The sequence below is a fragment of the Coprococcus sp. AM11-30B genome (genome assembly GCF_027674365.1).
Lineage (GTDB): Bacteria > Bacillota > Clostridia > Lachnospirales > Lachnospiraceae > Allocoprococcus > Allocoprococcus comes.
The window spans coordinates 80,886-101,450 of the sequence record NZ_JAQDVB010000001.1 but is presented as its reverse complement, the minus strand read 5'-3'; the positions used below and the strand labels follow the sequence as shown (position 1 = coordinate 101,450).

The following is a 20,565-nucleotide window of genomic DNA, read 5'->3' as shown; positions in this document are numbered from 1 at the left end:
GATGGATTTGAAAGGTCTTACTGCCGTTGAACTTGGAAAAAAGATTCAGGCAAAAGAAGTTACAGTAAAAGAAGTAGTGGAAGCCTGCTTCGCACAGATTGATAAAGTAGAAAAAGAAGTCAACAGTTTTGTATCACTTCAAAAAGAAGCTGCCTTAAAAAGAGCGGAAGAAGTGCAGAAGCTGATCGATGACGGAACACTGACCGGACCGCTTGCAGGAGTACCGGTTGCAATCAAGGATAACATGTGTACGGAAGGTGTGACGACCACCTGCAGTTCAAAAATTCTGAGTAATTTTGTACCGACATTTTCAGCAGAAGCAGTTCTGAACCTGGAAAAAGCAGGTGCAGTTGTGATCGGAAAGACTAATATGGATGAATTTGCGATGGGAAGCACGACTGAGACTTCTTATTATGGAGAGACAAAGAATCCGTGGAATCTGGAGCATGTACCGGGGGGATCTTCCGGTGGCTCCTGTGCGGCAGTTGCGGCTCTGGAAGTACCATATGCTCTTGGATCTGACACCGGCGGATCGATCCGTCAGCCAAGTTCTTACTGCGGAATCGTTGGAATCAAGCCAACCTACGGAACGGTATCCCGTTATGGACTGATCGCTTACGGATCATCTCTTGACCAGATCGGACCGGTTGCAAGGGACGTAACCGACTGTGCGACGGTTCTTGAGACCATCGCATCCCATGATGTAAAAGACAGCACTTCGGTAGAACGCCAGGACACGGATTTTACGAGTGCGTTGGTAAACGATGTAAAAGGGATGAAGATCGGTATTCCAAAAGATTATTTTGGAGAAGGTCTGGACGAAGAAGTGAAAAAACCGATTCTGGAAGCCGCAGAGGTTCTGAAAAATGCAGGAGCTGAGATTGAAGAATTTGATCTTGGACTTGTAAAATATGCGATTCCGGCTTATTATGTCATCGCATCAGCAGAGGCAAGTTCCAACCTGTCCCGATTTGACGGTGTGAAATACGGATACCGCACAAAGGATTATGAAGAGCTTCACCAGATGTACAAAAAGACCCGCTCCGAGGGCTTCGGACCGGAGGTAAAGCGCCGTATCATGCTTGGGTCTTTCGTACTCAGTTCCGGATATTATGATGCTTATTATCTGAAAGCACTCCGTACAAAAGCACTGATTAAAAAGGCATTTGACAGTGCATTTGCAAAATATGATATGATCCTGGCGCCGGCAGCACCGACGACAGCACCGAAGCTTGGAGCTTCCTTAAGTGATCCGATCAAAATGTATCTGGGCGACATTTATACGATTTCCGTCAACCTGGCAGGACTTCCGGGGATTAGTATTCCGGTTGGACGGGATGCGAAAGGACTTCCGGTTGGAATGCAGCTCATCGGAGACTGCTTCCAGGAGAAGAAGCTTTTTCAGGCAGCTTATACCTATGAGTGCCTGACAGAGAAAAAATGGGTATCTATGTACGACAAAACAGAAGCAGCCGGAAAGGAGGAAGCATAGATGTCAAAGCAGTATGAAACCGTAATCGGTCTGGAAGTTCACGTAGAACTTGCAACAAAGACAAAAATTTTCTGTGGATGCAGTACCGCATTCGGGGGCGCACCGAATACACATACTTGCCCGGTATGTACCGGTATGCCGGGCTCCCTTCCGGTATTAAATAAAAAAGTAGTAGAATATGCGATGGCAGTAGGACTTGCGACAAACTGTAAGATCACACAGGTGTGCAAATTCGACCGTAAGAATTATTTCTATCCGGATAACCCGCAGAACTATCAGATTTCACAGCTCTATCTGCCAATTGCGAGAGACGGCTATGTAGAGATTGAAGTCGGAGAGCAGAAGAAAAAAGTCCGGATCCATGAGATGCATATGGAAGAGGATGCCGGAAAGCTGATCCATGATGAGTGGGAGGACTGCTCTTTAGTAGATTATAACCGAAGTGGGGTTCCGCTGATCGAGATTGTATCGGAGCCGGATATGCGTTCGGCAGATGAAGTCATTGCTTATCTGGAAAAATTGCGTATGATCTGCCAGTATCTGGGAGCATCGGACTGTAAGCTTCAGGAAGGATCCATGCGAGCAGACGTCAATCTTTCGGTTCGTGAAGTAGGTGCTTCTGAGTTTGGAACACGTACTGAGATGAAGAATCTGAACTCCTTTAAAGCGATTACACATGCGATCGAGGGAGAGAGACAGAGACAGATCGAACTCATCGAAGAAGGAAAGAAAGTCATTCAGGAAACCAGAAGATGGGATGATAATAAAGAATATTCTTATGCAATGCGTTCCAAAGAGGATGCGCAGGACTATCGCTATTTCCCGGAACCGGATCTGGTGCCGATCGTGATCAGTGATGAATGGATCCAGAAGATCAAAGACCAACAGCCGGAGCTGAGAAATGAAAAACTTGCACGTTATGAGAAAGATTATGATATTCCACGTTATGATGCGGAGCTCATTACCGGAACGAAGAAGATGGCAGATCTCTTTGAGGCGACCTGTGCAATCTGCAACAAGCCGAAAAAAGTGTCCAACTGGCTGATGGTAGAAACCATGCGTCTGTTAAATGAAAACGGACAGGAGCCGGCAGATATTAAATTTTCACCGGAGAACCTTGCAAAACTGATCGAACTTGCAGATGCGGGAACCATCAACAGTTCTGTTGCAAAAGAGGTATTTGAAAAGGTATTTGCAGAGGATGTGGATCCGGAAAAATATGTAGAGGATCACGGACTGAAGACCGTCAACGATGAAGGTGCACTCCGCACACTTGCGGAAGAAGTGATTGCAAAGAATCCAAAGGCAGTGGAAGATTTCAAGGGTGGAAAAGAAAAAGCCCTTGGCGCACTGGTTGGACAGATCATGAAGGCAATGAAAGGAAAAGCAAATCCGGGTATGGTTAATGAACTGCTCAGAGAAATGCTGAAATAAAAAAATAGAAATAAAAAAATCGTCCGGTTATCACGGAGTAAAATGTGATAATCGGACGTTTTTTATTACATATACTGTATCTGTTCTTTCGCCGGTTCCGATGCCGGATTCGCAAAGAACTGTTCTTTTTCTGTCACTTCTAGCACTTTCCCCTGATCCATAAAGATCACCTGATCGGCAATTCGCTTTGCCTGAGCCAGATTGTGGGTGACAATAACAAAGGTATATTGTTTTTTTAATTCCAGAAGAGTTTCTTCGATTGCAATTGTATTTTTCATATCCAGTGCGGAGCAAGGTTCGTCAAGAAGCAGTATTTCCGGACCAGCACAGAGGCTTCGTGCGATAGCAAGACGCTGCTTCTGACCGCCGGATAATTTGAGGGCGGATTTTTTCAGTTGATCTTTGACCTCATCGTAGAGTTTTGCTTTCTGCAGAGACTCTGTAATTTTCTCAGCAATCTCTTTCTTATTACGGACACCGTGGTATTTCAGTACATAAGACAGATTCTTTTCGATACTGTGCGGGAAAGCGATCGGCTGTTGGAAAACCATGCCAATACGTCTTCTGAGTTTTTCTTTCGGAAGAGATTTGATGTCGGTTCCTTCTAAAGTAATTGTTCCTGAGAGATAGCCGCCTTCTTCTTCTACCATCCGGTTCAGGGTTTTCAGAAAAGTTGTTTTTCCGCAGCCGGACTGACCAACGATGGCTGTAATCTGTCCTTTCGGGATCGTCAGGTTGATTCCGTGAAGAATTTCGTGTTTTCCAAATCCACATTTTAGATTTTCTATATTCAGCATATCAGTTGTCCTTTCGTAGATAGGTGATAAATTTACATATTAACTGGATGATGAGTAGGAAGAGCATCAGTACAAATGCGGTTCCATAAGCATAATCCAGAGAAAATCCGTTGTTCACAAGGATATACAGGTGATATGGAAGTGACATGAACGGATCGGAGAGAGAATGCGGAATATCTGCCTGCATGACAGCTCCGGTGTATAAAATTGGTGCAACGGCACCCATGCCGTATGACATTCCAAGCGCAACGGTTCCGAGAAGCTCTACAGAGCAGACCGGAAGGATCAGTTTCCGGAGGGCATACTCACGGGAAAGTCCGAGACTTAGGGAGTTCTTCATATATTCACGCCCCTTCTCTTCCAGAATCTTTTCTGCTCGGATTGCAACAAAAGGAATGATCATTGCTGCAACACACAGTGCCGAACACAGAAGGCTGCGGTTAAGTCCAAAACGGTAGATCAGAAGCGTATATCCAACCAGCCCGAACAGGATCGAAGGGATTCCGGAAAGCCCGGTGATCGCCATATTTACAAGGACGGAAAATCGTTTTCCAGTGCTGTAAAATACAAGATAAATGGCAGCGCCGATACCAAGGACACCGCCGATCAGTGCGGAAAGTGCGCCAAGATAAATGGAACCCATCAGTGCCGGATAGATACCGCCTGCAGTTCCAAGTGGAACACCGGCAGGCTTGTCCAGAAGGAAGGACAGGCTAAATACTTTTTTCCCTTTCCAGAAGACATAAAGGAAAAGGAAGAGTGTAACAACGATCACGCAAAGTCCGAGTATACTGAGAATCAGGCGTGTGAAAAATTTCTGCAGTTTAGTTCTCATGGGTGGCAAGCCTCCTTTTCAGAAGATAGCTGATACCGAGTACGATGAAAAGAATCACAAGCAGCACAGCATTTGCAACGTAAAGTACGGAGAGGTGAAGGCTTCCGTATTCGATACTTCCCATTTCCAGTGCGGTGAGGGCAGGAAGTGTCTGACCACGTCCAAGGAGTTTGGGATAAATCGGGGAATTACCGATTACCATCATGACGGCCATTGTCTCGCCAAGTGCGCGGCCGAATGCCATCATGGCACCTGCAATGATTCCCGGCCGGATTGCCGGAAGAATAAAATGCAGCAGGGTAAATTCTCTGGAGAATCCAAGTGTGATCGCACTGAACTCGTAAGTCTTTCGTGCAGTCTGTAAAGATTCATGACAGGTGGAAATAACGAATGGTAAAAGCATGATCCCCAGCACGATCCCGGCTGCCAAGATACATTGACCGGCTGCCATATGGAGGTGGGTGGCAAAGGCTTTTACAAGAACCGTAAGTCCGATAAATCCGAAGATGACGGACGGGATTCCTGCAACCAGATCGATGAACGCAAGGAATATGGATGCCACCTTTTTCGGAAGGTAATAGTCCAGAAAGCAGGCACAGGCAACGCCGAAGATGAGTGCGAGGACAACTGCGATCGCTGAGACATAAAGGGTACCGGCAATCGCAGGTAAAAGTCCATACTGCGGTTTCTGACTGACAGGGCGCCATTCAGTGGTAGGCAGGAACATTTTGATTCCAAGCTGTGAAATGGCAGGAATACTTTCCTTCACAATATGGATCATCATGACTGCCATCAGTGCCGTTACGAGAAAGGCAGCCAGATAAACGATTCCTTTGCTGAATTTATCTGAAAGTTTCTTAAACATAGTAAATCCTTTCTAGGTATGATGCAGGACAGACAGCGCTGTCCGGATACAAATCAAAATTGACCCCTGGGATTAACCAGCGACATATAGCAAGAAAAAGGGGTGTGTCTTTGCACACCCCTTCAATATCGGAAGATTATTTCATAGGAATGAATCCCATATCTTCTACAGTTTTCTGTCCTTCATCACCAAGAACGTAATCAAGGAAAGCCTGCTGTACATCTGTCGGATCACCAGAACCTACAAGAAGAAGTGGTCTCTGGATGATGTAAGATCCATCAAGAATGTTTTCTTTTGTTGCAGCAACACCGTTTACTTTCAGTGGAGTTACTTTTCCTTCATTCTGGTTAGCAACACCAAATGAAGCATATCCGATTGCGTACTGGTTATCAATGATATCCTGAACAAGTTCACCCATAGAAGAAGCCTGGATCGCATCTGCTTTTACTTCTGTGTCACCCATGATATTCTTCTGGAATACTTCGTGAGCTCCACCGTTGATATCACGTGTAATAACAACAACTTCTTCGTCAGGAAGAGATGAGTCAAGATCTTTCCATGTAGCATATTCGCCGGAGAAAAGTCCTACGATCTGTTCTGTTGTAAGGTTATCAAGAACATCATTTACCGGATTAGCCGGGTTTACTGCGATCGTCAGAGCATCGATACCAACCTGGTATTCTTTTTCATCTTTGATTGCTTCTTTTTCTTCATCCTTTACGCTTCTTGCAACCATACCAAATGTTGCAGTTCCATCGATAACGGCTTTGGTTCCCTGTCCGGATCCGCCTGCTGAAACGTAGATTGCGATATCTTCTTTTGGAAGAGATGAATCATATGCATCCCATGTTCCATAAGTATCAAAGAAAGTAGTAGCCATAGAAGTGATAACCGGTGCTAAAGTAGAAGATCCGTTAAATAAGATCTGGTTACTTTCTGTATCGGCAGAAGCTTCTGTCTTTGCACCCTCTTCTTTTTTGCTGTCAGCAGAATCTGACTTGCTGCTTCCGCATCCTACTGCCATAGATGATACCATAGCAAGTGTAAGAGCGATTGATAAAACTCTCTTTTTCATTGTATGTATTCCTCCCTGAATAAAATTTACATATCCAAAATATAAATTTAACATTCTTTCAATAAAATGTATGTTGCATGGACAACATTTTTTATAGATAATTTACATGAATGATATAGAATATATCTATACACTAAATATCTATGGAAGGAATGGGAAAGCCATGCTATACTGTACATACGAATATGTGTTTGGTTTTTATTCTACGGGAACTTCCTGTGAAATAAAAGGTATTGCGTGCTATAGGTGCACATTTTTTAAATTATGGAGGAATTCATGACGGAAGAAATTAAAAAGCTGATCATTTATACAAGAAAAATGAAGAAAAGGGAGCCGTTGTACCGGGACTACCCGGAGGAGTTCCGGGAAGAAATCCGGGGATATCTGGAAAGCAACCATATTTCCAGACTCTATGCACATCAGGTTGAGATGTTTGAGAAGGTCAGAGCCGGAGAAAATGTGGTTATTACGACTTCGACGGCAAGTGGAAAGACGCTTGCCTTTTTGCTCCCGGTATTGCAGGAAATTCTGGAAGACCCGCTGACACGTGCGATTTTTATTTACCCGACCAAGGCACTGGCAAGTGACCAGTACCGCGCGATGCAGTCGATTTTGAAATTTTTCGGAGAAGGAAGAGTTTCAGCAGGCGTGTACGATGGAGATACCAAACCTGCCGAGCGGACAAGGATCCGCAAGAGTGCAAATATTATCCTGACCAATCCGGAGATGCTGAACTCGGCATTCCTTCCGAATCACAGCAATTACGGGTTTGACGCGGTTTTTGCAAATTTACGATATGTAGTGATCGATGAGCTTCATTCTTACCGCGGTGCTTTCGGAGCACATCTGGCAAATATTTTTCGGAGAATGCACCGGATTTGCCGGTATTACCATTCGAATCCGCATTTTCTGTGCAGCTCCGCGACGATCGCCAATCCGGTAGAACTTGCCGAAAAGATCTGTGGAAGCGGATTTACGCTGATTGACCGGGATGGATCGCCGGCACCGGAGAAGGAATACTGTATTATCCAGCCGCCGGAGATCAAGGGGAATAATGACAAAGTATACGGAAGGATTGCGGCGTCAACCGTGGCAGCCGGACTGATACCGGAGCTGGTGGAAGAGGATCATCATTTTATCACCTTTGGACGATCCAGAAGAAATGTAGAAGTTATTCTAAAAGAAGCAAAGGATAAATTAGATGCTGCCGGATTTCTTGGAATGGCGCGGGTGGGCGGCAAGAATCCGGCAGATCTGATCGCAGGATACCGTGGCGGTTATACCCCGCTGGAGCGAAAAGAGATTGAGCGGAAGATGACGGAGGGAGAACTGACCGGGCTGGTATCGACGAATGCACTGGAGCTTGGGATCGACATTGGAAAGCTGGATGCAACTGTGATCGTCGGTTATCCGGGGACAAGGGCGTCCTTCTGGCAACAGAGTGGACGTGCCGGACGAAGCGGCAGTGACTGTGTCAATTATCTGATCCTGGAAAATGAACCGTTTGACCAGTACATTGCCATCGATCCGGAATGGCTGTTCTCAAGAGAAAGTGAAAATGCGATCGTGGATCCGGACAATCTTCTGATCGAGCTTGCACATCTGCGCGCAGCGGCTGCTGAGATGCCACTTTCACTGGATGATATTGCGCTTTTTCCGGATCTTGGAGAAATGATCCCGGTGCTTTTAAGCGCCGGAGAAGTAAAAAGTCTTGCCGGAAGATTTGCCTGGGCGGGACCTGCATTTCCGGCAGGGGATTACAGCCTGCGTAATATGGACAAGACCAGGTTCAAACTGCTCGCGCAGGAGGACGGACATGAGATCACGGAGATGGACGAATCCCAGGCATACCATGAGATCCATCCGGGTGCTGTATATATGCATGATGGTGCATCCTATGAGATCACGAAGATGGATCTGGTCAGCCGGACAGCTTACGCCATTCCGTTTACAGGGGATTATTATACGGTACCGGCAGGACAGGAAGAGACGCGTATCCTGCATGTATTTCAGGAGGACGCGTACCAGAGGACGGAAATCCGTTTTGGAGATATCAATGTAAACGAAATCATTGCCATGTACAAGAAACTGCAGTTCCATAACCATCAGAATCTGGGCTATGTGACGCTGACACAGCCGCTTCAGAAGGATTATGGCACGGAAAGCACCTGGCTTACAATGCCGGAGAATGTTGTCAGAGTCTACCGGAGTCTTCTTTTGCCAAATCGGATGGGAGAGCTGGTGCTGAATAATCATTTTGACGGAATGCAGTATGCAATCAAGAATGCGGTAATGATGGTGACGATGACGGAACGGGATGATATCGATGTGACCATGTCCAACAATGCGACCATTCCGGATGAGTTCCGGGAGGAAAAGGTGTCCCTCTTCATTTATGACAAATATGAGGGCGGACTTGGTTATTCGGAGAAGATCTATGATCTGATTCCGGAAATTCTGGAAAGTGCGATTAAAATGGTCAGCGGCTGTCCGTGTGAGGATGGCTGTCCGGCATGCGTAGGTGACTACAATCTGGATAAGAAGACGGTTCTGTGGGGACTTGATAATCTTCTGGAAGAGAGCGAACCGCCGGTTTATCTGAAGAAAAATATCAAAGAGCCACAGCCTGTGATCCGAAAAGAATTTTCTTTCTTCAATCTGCCGGATGAGTGGGAGAAGGTCTGTTATGCCGTGGTCAAAAATGGCGAAGCAGGCGGGCAGTTCCTGAAGACCATTAAAAAAGTCAGTACAGAAGGACACAAGCTGATCCTGACGATGGAAAATGAATTTTATGCAAAATGGCTGATGGAGCCGGATAACCTCCAAAGTCTGACCAATACCTTACAGTATCATGTGATCTGTCCGGCGGATATGCAGATCCGGGTACGGTATGAAGCGAAAATGGATGAGCAGGAGAAAAAAGAACGACAGAAGAAGAGAGACCGTTTGCAAAGGCGATATGATGAACAGCTTGGAAATGAATAATATAGAAGAAATAAAAACTTTAAATCCTTACCAGCAGGAGGCGGTGCTGGATGAAAGCCCGGCATGTCTGGTAAATGCAAATGTAGGGAGCGGAAAGACAACAGTGCTGATCGAGAAAGTGCGGCATCTGCATGAGAAAAAGCAGGTTTCGTATGAGAAAATGGCAGTGCTTACCTTTACCAACAAGGCGGCAGATGAGATCGCAGAACGTCTATCCAGAAAGGAAGCAGAGCTTACGGAAGAAGAACTGTGGGGATTTGGAACCTTTCACAGTGTTGCCTTAAGGATTCTGCGAAGATTTCTTCCGGAAAAGGCAGAAGACGGAACAAAATTGGAAGAATGGAACCGGGAATTTACCGTTATCACACCGGAAGATGAAATGGAAATGGTGCTTGCCATCGCAAAAGAAGGCAGTTATAAGATCAAATACCAGAACCGTCTGAAAAAGCGGATGGAAGAGGATTACGCGGCATATCGGAAAGGAAGAACACAGGGAAAATACAAAGATGATCTGTTTCAGATCTTTCCGCTTCTTGAGAAGGCAAAAAGACAGCAGAATAAAATGTCTTTTGCAGATCTTCTGGAAGAAGGAACGCAGGTGGCAAAAGAGCAGGAAGAGGTGCTGGATCTTAAGTGGATCATTGTCGATGAGGTACAGGACAGTGACGAAAAACAGCTGAAATTTCTGGAGGCGTTAAAAGGCACACAGACCCACTTTTTTGCGGTGGGGGATCCGAATCAGGTGATTTACAGCTGGAGAGGAACCGGACCGAATATGTTCTTCCTGATCAAGCACAGATTTGGCGCAAAAGAACTGACTCTGCCGGTTAACTACCGGTCCGATGAAGTGATCCTGGAAGCGGCGAACCGTTTTCTTCAGTTTGGAGGAAAGATTGAGGGAAGAGGCGAAAGAGGGGAGAAGATTCTGGTAAGGAATCATTATGATCCATTTATCGAGGCAGAGTATCTGACAGAGCGGATCCGTGAGCTTCATGAGCAGGGACTTCCTTACCGGGAGATTGCGGTTTTCTACCGGGTGCAGAAGCAGGCAGAGATTCTGGAAAAAGTATTTGAAAGAGCAGAACTTTCTTATGTTTTTCCGGCAAAACAGAAAGAGGATGAGGATCCGGTTCCGGAAAGACCTCATATGATCCGGGAGTATGTTGCAGAAGGGAAGCTGAATGCGGTTTCAGGCGAACATACGATGGAAAAAGCGGCAGATACAGAACGACAGACGGAGGAAGAAGACGCAGTTCATCTTATGACACTGCACGCCTCAAAAGGTCTGGAATTTGACTATGTATTCATCATCGGAATGAATCAGGGACTGATTCCGCTTCGCTGCAAAAGCATAGAACAGGAAGAAGAGGAGCGCCGTCTGTTCTTCGTAGGACTGACCCGTGCAAGGAAGAATCTGGAACTTTCCTATTATACAAATCCGACGATCCCGGGGACATATGAGACACCAAGCAATTATCTGCGGATGCTGCCGGAGGAGCTGCTCGAATGGGAAGAAAAGCCGGGAAGTGAGTCGCGGAAAGCGAATCTGCAGAAACTGCGGAAAGAGACGCGGGAGCTGATCAGGGAGAAAAAGCAGGAGGAAGAAGAACAGAAAGAAACACGGAAGCCAAAGCGAAAAGGCAGACATCCGAAGTATGGAGAAGGGGAGATTATTTCTGAGGACGAGATGATGATCGAACTGGAATTTCCGGGATATGGGAAAAAACAATTTCTGAAAGCATTTGGCGAAGTGGAAGTTTTGAAAGGCTTATAGAAAAACGGAAGAGGAAATGGAATTTGCAAGACAGTTGCAGGCTACCGTTGATCCGGCTATCAAAGATAGAGATCAGAGAATGTATGAAGCAAAAGAAAAGGTATTAGCAGATGGTGTTGTTTCCAGAAATGCCTGGGAAAAAGCACCGCTTACTGCTTCTTCGGACAGTGGAGATGTGAGCCAGATGATGCCGATGAATCTCTTTACTGCAGTTTGCTGGCCGGTTGGTGTTGCACCGCATACCTGGCAGAGCTGTGCATCTGCCGGAAGCACGATCGGACAGAAAGGTGCATTTTACGCAGCAAAAGTCATTGCAGCAACAGCATATGACCTGTATACACAGCCGGAACTGCGAAAAGAAATTCAGGACGAATTCGATGCGCAGGACAGAGAACCATATGCACCGATGTATGACGGTGAATAAAAACAAGAAAAAGTAAAGAAAAAAGATCCCGGAGCCGTAAGGTTTCCGGGATTTTTATGAGGAAAAAAAGTAAGTGTGTGACTGGATTTGACAAGAATTTTCATGAATGTTACACTGAGAAAATAGGAGAAAAACAGACTGTGTGAGGGGGATAAGTGCAGTCAGGCAGGAGACAGAAATGGGTATCGCAATACAGGAATTATTATCGCAGGAATATTTTAAGGATTTTTACGTTCTGGCGGGGGCAAAGGGACTGCACCGTGAGATCCAGGGGATCACAGTTATGGAGGCACCGGATGCATTCCACTGGACAAAAGGGAAGGAACTGGTACTTTCATCAGGGTACGTTATTGCAAAGGAACCAGATTGTATTGAAAAAGCATTCCGGGAGGGAAGTGTCCAGAAATCAGCGGGAATGATGATCAAAAGAGAACGATATCTGGAGAAAATACCGGAGGAGATACTGGAGCTTTTTGATCAGTATGAGGTGCCCCTTATCTCCATGCCATTTTCAGCACCATGGATGGAAGTGATGAGCCAGATTAATACTGCTGTGCTGAACCGGACCATACGCAGGCTGCGGATCAATACCAGTCATATGACATTTCAGATGTCGAATTTTTCATATAAAGAGCAGAAGATCAAGCGGATCCTGCAGGCGATGGAGGCTGAGATGGGTTTCCCGGCATTTTTATATGATTTTGTAGAAGAAGAGGCGTATTACAGTTCGATGAATTTTCAGAAGATAGCGAAAGGATTCGGACTTGAAACAGAGGATTTCTGGGAGCCGTCAATGCCGTATACCCGGCATACGCTTTGTGATTACATGGACATGGTGAGATACCGTCTTGTGAATCAGAGTCACCAGGAGGGACCGAGAATCAGCTGGATACGGGTCCCGATTTCTGTAAATGGAAGTGTACAGGCGTATTTTGCCGTGATGGAAGCGCGGGAATTCCTGGATTATTATGATGAGTACAGTATCCGGATTGCCTATCTGATGCTGCAGGGATTATATGAGCAGATCGTAGCGGCACAGAACATGGGAAATATCGGATTTGAGAACTTTGTGTTATACGCTTTGAGTGCAACGGAAGATGATACACAGAAGATGATGTTTCAGGCGAATGTACAGGGAATTTCCATGAGTACAAAATACAGGTATGTATTGTTCCGGCGCGCGGACAATCAGGAAGAACTTCCAAACCGGAGAAAAGAGATCCTTGAGGCTTACAGGAAAAGCAGTCTGATCAAATATGCCAGAATCGCAATGATCGGAGAAAATGTGGGAATTCTTTTTTTGGAAGACAGAGAAGAAGGCTGGGAGAAAGGTCATATCCTTGCACTTCTGGAAGAATTCCGGAGAAGAGTTCTGAAGAGCTGTCCGGAGACGGCACTGGAATTTGGTTATTCACTGGATGCCGCTTCTCTTGGGCATATCCGTCAGAGCATAGAGAAATGTCAGAAAGCACTGAATATGGGGAAAATGATTTATCCAAGCCTTTTTGCATGGGAGTATTCTCAGCTTGGTGCACTTGCATGGCTGGATATTCCGGAAGAAGAGCTTACTCATATGCTCTCGACTTACAGTGTACTCCTGAAAGATGAAAAGAATATCGAGCTTTTAAAGACTTTAAAAGTATATCTGGAAAATAATATGAACTACAGCGCAACGGCTGAAAAATTATATGTACATATCAATACGATCAGGAAGAGGATCGACAAGGTAAACGAACTTCTGCAGATTGACTGGAGCGATAATATTGCACGGATGAATGCAGAGCTTTTACTGCGCTTTTTGAATCTGGAAGAAAAAATTTAACGTTTCCTTGAACAAGAATTGATGATTTTCAGGGCAAAAGATGATACAATGTATATTGTGTGAAAAAAAAGACAAAGAGGGAGATGCCTATGCCAAAGAAACAGAAGGCAAAGATAAAGCAGAAAAATAAGTGCCCTGAAAAGCTGATCCGGACAGAGGCTGCAAAAGAGATTGCAGAGATAGACCGTTCGCTTCAGGATCAGAAGTATCAGCTCAGATGCAGAGCTGCAATCGATCTTCTTACAGCAAAGCTGAATATGATAAATGCAGATCTTTCGCGCAAGAAACGCCATATTGTGATCAACCAGATCAGCAGCAGAGTGAAGACGGCAGAGAGTATTTATACAAAACTGATCCGGAAAGGCCTGGAGCCGGATTTTGACACGGCAAGAGCAGAACTGAAGGATTTGATCGGAATCCGCGTGGTCTGTCCATTTGAAGATGAAGTGTACGAGGTCGCAGACCGTCTGAAAGCGCAGGGAGATGTACAGATCATCCGTGAGAAAGATTATATTAAGAATCCCAAAAAGAACGGATACAAGAGTCTTCACATGATCGTGGAGGTCCCAATTTATTCATCCAAAGGACCACTGAAGGAAAAGGTGGAGATCCAACTCCGTACGGTGGCAATGGATTACTGGTCTGTGCTCGAGTACCAGATATTTTATAAGAAGACAGAGAATGAAGAGGTTGCAAAGGAATTAAAAACCTATGCAGATGAAATTTCTGAGCTGGATGCAAAAATGCTGAAACTCAGGGATAAGATTGAAAAAATGTAGTAGAAACACAGGGAAAGAATGTGCGAAGGCGCATTCTTTTTTTGATACAATCAGGAAATCAATTGCATAGGCATTGCAGTTAGGTTATAATCTAGTACAGTATGGACAGATATATTACAGAATGGATATGAGGAAATACTATGAAAATGATTAAGACAGATAAACTTGTATTTGAATATGCAAAGCGTGACGAAGAAGGCAATATTATAGGGAAAAGCCGCGCTATTGATGAGGTATCGCTGGATATCGAGCCGGGACAGTTTATTGCGATCCTGGGGCATAATGGCTCTGGGAAGTCTACACTTGCAAAGCATATGAATGCCCTGCTGGTTCCGTCTGACGGAACCATGTGGGTAGACGGAATGGACACGAAGGAAGAAGAGCATCTGTGGGATGTACGTCAGAGCGCCGGAATGGTATTCCAAAATCCGGATAACCAGATCATAGGAACGGTCGTTGAGGAAGACGTGGGATTTGGTCCGGAGAACCTGGGCGTGCCGACAGAGGAGATCTGGAAGAGAGTGGAAGACAGCCTGAAAGCGGTTGGGATGATTGAATACCGTCACCATTCACCGAATAAATTGTCCGGTGGGCAAAAGCAGAGGGTTGCGATCGCCGGTGTCATGGCAATGCGTCCAAAGTGTATTGTACTGGATGAGCCAACTGCGATGCTGGATCCGAATGGAAGAAAAGAAGTACTTCGAAGTGTGATGGAGCTGCGAAAAAGAGAACACATTACAGTGATTCTGATCACCCATTATATGGAAGAGGTTGTAGATGCAGATCACGTATTCGTAATGGATCACGGTCATGTGGTAATGCAGGGAACACCAAGAGAAATCTTTTCGCAGGTGGATACTTTAAAGCACTATAGACTGGATGTGCCGCAGGTGACGATCCTTGCTGACGAGCTGAGAAAAAGAGGACTTGATATTCCGGCGGGAGTTTTGAAGAAGGAAGAATTGGTGGAGATATTATGTCGATTAAATTAGAACATATCAATTATGTATACAGTGAAGGAACTGCATATGAAAAGCATGCGCTGAAGGATGTGTCTCTGGAAATCCCGCACGGTGAATTTGTCGGGATCATTGGTCACACCGGCTCCGGTAAATCGACACTGATCCAGCATCTGAACGGACTGATCAAGGCGACAAGCGGAGCACTTTATTACAACGGAGAGAATATTTACGGAGAAAACTATAACTTACGTGAGCTGCGAAATCAGGTCGGGCTGGTCTTCCAGTATCCGGAGCATCAGCTTTTTGAGGTCAATGTACTTCAGGATGTCTGCTTTGGACCGAAGAATCAGGGACTTTCACCGGAAGAATGTGAAAAGCGGGCAAGAGAGGCGTTGCAGCTTGTTGGTCTCAAAGAAAAATATTTCGATCATTCCCCGTTTGATCTGTCAGGCGGGCAGAAAAGACGTGCAGCAATCGCAGGTGTACTGGCAATGCGTCCGAAGGTACTGGTTCTGGATGAACCGACTGCAGGACTGGATCCGAAGGGAAGAGATGAGATCCTGGATCAGATTGCCTATCTGCACGAAAAAGCAGATATGACTGTCATTTTAGTTTCCCACAGTATGGAAGATATTGCAAAATATGTGGATCGTATTATTGTGATGAATAAAGGCAGCGTCATGTTTAATGATGTGCCAAAGAAGGTGTTTGCACACTACAAAGAACTGGAAAGTGTGGGACTTGCAGCACCACAGGTAACGTACATCATGCATGAGATGAAGGAAAAGGGAATGGATGTTCCGACAGATGCAACCACGATAGAAGAAGCAGCGGATGGCATTATGAAAGCACTGAAGAAGGAGAGGACAGCCAAATGATTCGAGACATAACAATTGGACAATATTATCCGGCTGACAGCCGTATCCATAAGCTGGATCCGCGTGTGAAGATTGTATGCACACTGCTGTACCTGATTTCTCTTTTTACATTTAAAAGTATTTTGGGATATGTACTTGCGACTGTGTTCCTGTTTGGATGCATTAAGCTGTCGAAGGTACCGTTCAAATTCATTGTCAGAGGACTGAAGCCAATTATCATTCTGCTTCTGATCACAGTAGGATTTAACTTATTTCTGACACCGGGCGGAGAAACACTGGTCCATGTGGGCTTTATCAAGATCACGGAGTACGGCTTAAGCACAGCGGTTTATATGGCGATCCGGCTGATTTATCTGATTATGGGATCCTCACTTATGACACTGACAACTACACCGAATTCACTGACAGATGGTCTGGAGAAGCTTCTTCACCCATTGAATAAGCTCCATGTACCGGTACATGAGATTTCGATGATGATGTCGATCGCACTTCGTTTTATTCCGATTCTTCTGGAGGAGACGGATAAGATCATGAAGGCACAGATTGCCAGAGGTGCGGATATGGAAAGTGGAAATCTGATCCAGAAGGCAAAGGCAATGATTCCGATCCTGGTTCCGCTTTTTGTATCCGCATTCCGCCGTGCCAATGATCTTGCAATGGCAATGGAAGCAAGATGTTATCGCGGCGGCAATGGCAGAACCAAGATGAAACCTCTGATTTATAAAAGTGCTGACCACATGGCATACCTGATTACGATCCTGTATGTGGTGATCGCATTTGTTGTTGGAAGATATGTTCCATTCAAGCTGTGGATTTTTTAAGGAGTCAGAAGATGAGAAGAATCAGATTAACAGTGGCTTATGATGGAACAAATTATTGTGGCTGGCAGATCCAGCCAAATGGAATTACGATTGAGGAAGTGCTGAATAAGGCAATCTGCAAGCTCACCGGAGAAGAGATTCAGGTGATAGGGGCGAGCCGGACGGATTCCGGGGTTCATGCAAGAGGAAATATTGCTGTGTTTGACACGGAAAGCAGGATACCGGCAGAACGTTTTTCTTATGCTCTGAATCAGCGTCTTCCGAAAGATATTGTAGTTGTAAAATCAGATGAGGTGGATCTTAACTGGCATCCGCGTTATCAGGATACTCTGAAAACCTATGAATATCACATCATCAATACAAAAGTGCCGATTCCGACAGAGAGGCTTTATAATTACTTTGTAAGTTTTGATCTGGACGTGGAGCAGATGAGGCGGGGAGCGGCTTATCTGGTAGGAGAACACGATTTTGCACCATTTTGCTGTATCCGTACTAATGCAAAGACAACGGTGCGGACAATCACGGATTTGCAGATTCTGCAAAGCGGAGAGCATATTACGATCCGGATTACGGGAAATGGATTTTTGTATAACATGGTGCGCATCATAGCCGGGGTACTGGTGCGTGTCGGAAGAGGATTTTACGAACCGGAAAAGGTAAAGGAACTTTTGGAAGGCGGAGAAAGAACCAGGGAAGCGGTCACGGCACCGCCGCAAGGACTCTGCCTGATGGAAATCAGCTATCAGAATGAAGAATAGTGCATGAGTCTGCTTTTTAGGCAGGCTCATTTTTTTAACAGGAAATTCCGAATAGAAGGTACTACATATCGGAGGAATTTTTGCGATAGAAAAAAACTATAGAGAAGTTAATCTATTCGGATAAACAATAAGTAAAACAGGCAGTTTTATTGAAGAAATATTGTGAAAATGTTATCCTAATAATCAGAGGCATTTTGGGAAAACAGCATAGAAACAGGATGTCATTAAAGAGAGAAAAGGGAAAAAATATGAATTATGTAGGAATTGATATCGGATCAACAGCATCCAAGGTTGTTGTTGAAGGAGATAAGAAAGAACATTTCGTACTGCCGACAGGATGGAGCAGCAAAGAGACGTGCGAAAAGATCAAGAATAAGCTGCTTGAGATGGGGATAGATGTTACCTCAGATGATACAAAGGTAGTTGCTACAGGATATGGAAGAATCGCAGTTGATTTTGCAGATCATGTAATTACAGAGATTACCTGCCATGCCAGAGGTGGGCGTGAGCTTGCAGGGGGGGACTGTTCGATCATTGATGTGGGAGGACAGGATACGAAGGTGATCGTTGTACAGAATGGAATGGTAGCCGATTTCCAGATGAATGATAAATGTTCGGCGGGAACCGGAAAGTTTCTGGAGATCATGGCGAACCGCCTGGGTGTTACGATCAATGAATTATTTGATATGGCGGCAGCAGGAGAAGTTATTCCGATCAGCTCACTTTGTACGGTATTTGCCGAATCTGAGGTGATCAACTATATCGGAGAAGGAAAAAAGCGTGAAGATATCGCGGCCGGAGTTGTAGATTCTGTTGCCAATAAAGTAGTGCAGCTTGCGCAGAAAAAGGAACTTGGAGACAGAGTGATCCTGACCGGAGGACTCAGTCACAGCATTTATTTCACAGGAATCCTGTCAGACAAGCTGGATCAGAAAGTGGAATCAGAAGAGTTTGGCCGTTTTGCGGGGGCATACGGGGCAGCACTTCTTGCCAGAGAAAAGAAAGACAAAAGGAGATAATGAAGATGGAACTGATTAAAGATTTGCCAGAGGTATTTGAAGAATTTGCGGAGCAGAGACAGAAATCATTTCTGGCTGTTAAGGAACTGAAAGAAAAAGGTGTTCCGGTTGTGGGATCTTACTGTACATATTTCCCGAAAGAGATTGCAATGGCGATGGGAGCAGGATGTGTAAGCCTTTGCTCGACTTCGGACGAGACGATTCCGGAGGCAGAAAAGGATCTTCCGAAGAATCTCTGTCCGCTGATCAAATCAAGTTATGGATTTGCAAAGACAGACAAATGTCCATTCTTCTATTTCTCAGACGTAGTAGTTGGGGAAACAACCTGTGATGGAAAGAAGAAGATGTATGAATATATGTCAGAATTCAAAGATGTATTTATCATGGAACTTCCGAATAGCCAGAGAGAACCGGGACTTCAGCTCTGGAAAGGCGAGATCATCCGTTTCAAGGAATATCTGGAACAGAAATTTGGCGTGACGATCACGGAAGAGCAGATCCGTGAAGCTGTAAAGACAGAGAATCAGGCACGCCAGTCCTTAAAGAAACTTTATGAAGTGATGAAACATGATCCGGCTCCGATCAAAGGACAGGATCTGTTCAAAGTTCTGTACGGAAGCACCTTCAAATTTGACCGTTCCCTGATCCCGGGCGAAGTGGATGCTCTTACTGCGAAGATTGAAAAAGAATATGCAGAAGGCAAGATGGAAGAGAAGAAACCGCGTATTCTGATCACAGGATGTCCAATCGGAGGAGCAACTGAAAAAGTAATCCGTGCCGTAGAAGACAACGGTGGTATTGTTGTAACTTTTGAAAATTGCAGCGGTGCAAAATCCATTGACAAGCTGGTAGACGAGGACGCAGAAGATATCTACGATGCAATCGCAAGAAGATACCTTAGCATTGGATGTTCTGTTATGACGCCGAACCCGAATCGTCTGGAGCTTCTTGGAAGACTGATCGACGAATATCAGGTAGACGGTGTGGTAGATATGATCCTTCAGGCCTGTCATACCTACAATGTGGAGACTAATACGATCCGCAAGTTTGTAACAGGTGAAAAGGGAATTCCGTATATCAGTGTGGAAACCGATTACTCTCAGGCAGACATCGGACAGCTGAACACCAGACTTGCTGCGTTTGTTGAGATGCTGTAAATGGAGAGTATGACGAAGAAAAATGCGTTTCAGTTCCGCAGGGCGAATGAGGAGGATCTTCCTGAAATTTGTCGTATAGTAAAGCTTGCCGGAGAAAGTGTTCCCGTGAAAGAATGGTTTGAGGCAGAGGATGAAGAATTTCTTGCAAAGCATATCTGTGAGGAAGGATTTACCCTTTTGGCAAAGAAAAATGGACAGACTGCAGCAATCATGATTGTCCGTATTCCCGGACTGGTAGAGGACAACCTGGGAGAATATCTGAAGATTTCCAGGGAAGAAATGAAGCGGGTTGCGCATCTGGAGATTGCTGTTGTGGAACCGGAGTATCAGGGATACGGACTGCAATATGAGCTTTTCTGTCAAGCAGAAGAAATCGTAAAAAATAAGCAGATGCGGTATCTGATGGCAACAGTTCATCCGGATAATATATATAGTTTTCGCAATATGGAAAAGCTTGGGATGAAGGCAGTTCTCGAGACAAAGAAGTATGGCGGGCAACGAAGATATGTTATGAGTAAAACATTAGAATATTAGAAAAAGTGAAAGAGCTTGCAGAAAGTGTAATGAAACATTTTGTGTAAGCTCTTTTTGTGTACAGCAAAAAGAGCTAAAATGAGAAAGTTTCTTAACTGATAACTTTAATATTGACATGCTAACTAGTGATAATATAAACTACTATAAGTTAGAA

General features: G+C 45.0%; 18 protein-coding genes. 14 read left to right on the top strand and 4 right to left on the bottom strand.

The genetic code is table 11. The features are described from left to right. The first annotated feature begins 1 nt into the window (after position 1). Together gatA and gatB are read left to right on the top strand one after the other, a co-directional pair. Positions 2–1,492: an Asp-tRNA(Asn)/Glu-tRNA(Gln) amidotransferase subunit GatA gene (gene gatA / locus PGU50_RS00455; protein ID WP_270245936.1), complete on the top strand. Its 1,491-nt coding sequence runs from the start codon at positions 2–4 to the stop codon at positions 1,490–1,492. Next, entirely contained in the window at positions 1,493–2,926 is a 1,434-nt protein-coding gene (gene gatB, locus PGU50_RS00450) for an Asp-tRNA(Asn)/Glu-tRNA(Gln) amidotransferase subunit GatB (protein WP_117557128.1), read from the top strand. It abuts the gene before it with no gap. A 65-nt stretch (positions 2,927–2,991) separates the two neighbouring features. Here the strand turns inward: gatB and PGU50_RS00445 are convergent, their stop codons facing one another. The 4 genes from PGU50_RS00445 to PGU50_RS00430 form a co-directional block, all read right to left on the bottom strand. Beyond that, positions 2,992–3,723 (bottom strand): phosphate ABC transporter ATP-binding protein, encoded by a 732-nt coding sequence (locus tag PGU50_RS00445; protein WP_270245935.1) that lies wholly within the window; start codon positions 3,721–3,723, stop codon positions 2,992–2,994. A 1-nt stretch (position 3,724) separates the two neighbouring features. After that, positions 3,725–4,558 (bottom strand): PstA family ABC transporter permease, encoded by an 834-nt coding sequence (locus PGU50_RS00440; protein WP_270245934.1) that lies wholly within the window; start codon positions 4,556–4,558, stop codon positions 3,725–3,727. Continuing rightward, entirely contained in the window at positions 4,548–5,423 is an 876-nt protein-coding gene (gene pstC, locus PGU50_RS00435; protein WP_117823843.1) for a phosphate ABC transporter permease subunit PstC, read from the bottom strand. The genes PGU50_RS00440 and pstC overlap by 11 nt, the downstream gene beginning before the upstream one ends. A 136-nt stretch (positions 5,424–5,559) precedes the next feature. Further along, complete coding sequence (locus PGU50_RS00430) at positions 5,560–6,498, bottom strand: phosphate ABC transporter substrate-binding protein (protein ID WP_117823844.1); 939 nt, start codon at positions 6,496–6,498, stop codon at positions 5,560–5,562. Between the two features lie 276 nt (positions 6,499–6,774). Here PGU50_RS00430 and PGU50_RS00425 point away from each other — a divergent pair, with 276 nt between their 5' ends. The 12 genes from PGU50_RS00425 to PGU50_RS00370 all read left to right on the top strand — a co-directional run bounded on the left by PGU50_RS00425 (position 6,775) and on the right by PGU50_RS00370 (position 20,411). Beyond that, on the top strand, positions 6,775–9,483 hold the full coding sequence (locus PGU50_RS00425) for a DEAD/DEAH box helicase (RefSeq protein WP_270245933.1): 2,709 nt from the start codon (positions 6,775–6,777) through the stop codon (positions 9,481–9,483). Next, complete coding sequence (locus PGU50_RS00420) at positions 9,404–11,257, top strand: ATP-dependent helicase (RefSeq protein ID WP_270245932.1); 1,854 nt, start codon at positions 9,404–9,406, stop codon at positions 11,255–11,257. Before PGU50_RS00425 ends, PGU50_RS00420 begins: the two co-directional genes overlap by 80 nt. Before the next feature lie 16 nt (positions 11,258–11,273). Continuing rightward, positions 11,274–11,681, top strand: a complete 408-nt coding sequence (locus tag PGU50_RS00415) for a hypothetical protein (protein WP_270245931.1) — start codon at positions 11,274–11,276, stop codon at positions 11,679–11,681. Positions 11,682–11,859: 178 nt separating this feature from the next. Continuing rightward, positions 11,860–13,503 carry a PucR family transcriptional regulator gene (locus tag PGU50_RS00410; RefSeq protein ID WP_117557114.1) on the top strand — a complete coding sequence of 548 codons (1,644 nt, stop codon included), beginning with the start codon at positions 11,860–11,862 and terminating at the stop codon, positions 13,501–13,503. Positions 13,504–13,592: 89 nt separating this feature from the next. Next, positions 13,593–14,282, top strand: a complete 690-nt coding sequence (locus tag PGU50_RS00405) for a GTP pyrophosphokinase (RefSeq protein WP_117557112.1) — start codon at positions 13,593–13,595, stop codon at positions 14,280–14,282. A gap of 140 nt (positions 14,283–14,422) precedes the next feature. Continuing rightward, on the top strand, positions 14,423–15,274 hold the full coding sequence (locus PGU50_RS00400) for an energy-coupling factor transporter ATPase (protein WP_270245930.1): 852 nt from the start codon (positions 14,423–14,425) through the stop codon (positions 15,272–15,274). Then, a complete protein-coding gene (locus tag PGU50_RS00395; protein WP_118217489.1) occupies positions 15,259–16,122 on the top strand; it encodes an energy-coupling factor transporter ATPase in 864 nt (287 codons plus the stop codon). Before PGU50_RS00400 ends, PGU50_RS00395 begins: the two co-directional genes overlap by 16 nt. After that, positions 16,119–16,943 (top strand): energy-coupling factor transporter transmembrane component T family protein, encoded by an 825-nt coding sequence (locus tag PGU50_RS00390; RefSeq protein ID WP_117557106.1) that lies wholly within the window; start codon positions 16,119–16,121, stop codon positions 16,941–16,943. Before PGU50_RS00395 ends, PGU50_RS00390 begins: the two co-directional genes overlap by 4 nt. Positions 16,944–16,954: 11 nt before the next feature. Then, positions 16,955–17,701: a tRNA pseudouridine(38-40) synthase TruA gene (gene truA / locus PGU50_RS00385; protein ID WP_118198722.1), complete on the top strand. Its 747-nt coding sequence runs from the start codon at positions 16,955–16,957 to the stop codon at positions 17,699–17,701. A gap of 248 nt (positions 17,702–17,949) precedes the next feature. Then, positions 17,950–18,720 (top strand): acyl-CoA dehydratase activase, encoded by a 771-nt coding sequence (locus tag PGU50_RS00380; RefSeq protein ID WP_117557240.1) that lies wholly within the window; start codon positions 17,950–17,952, stop codon positions 18,718–18,720. Between the two features lie 5 nt (positions 18,721–18,725). Beyond that, a complete protein-coding gene (locus tag PGU50_RS00375) occupies positions 18,726–19,877 on the top strand; it encodes a double-cubane-cluster-containing anaerobic reductase (protein ID WP_270205732.1) in 1,152 nt (383 codons plus the stop codon). Next, a complete protein-coding gene (locus PGU50_RS00370; protein ID WP_270245929.1) occupies positions 19,878–20,411 on the top strand; it encodes a GNAT family N-acetyltransferase in 534 nt (177 codons plus the stop codon). Positions 20,412–20,565 lie beyond the last annotated feature (154 nt).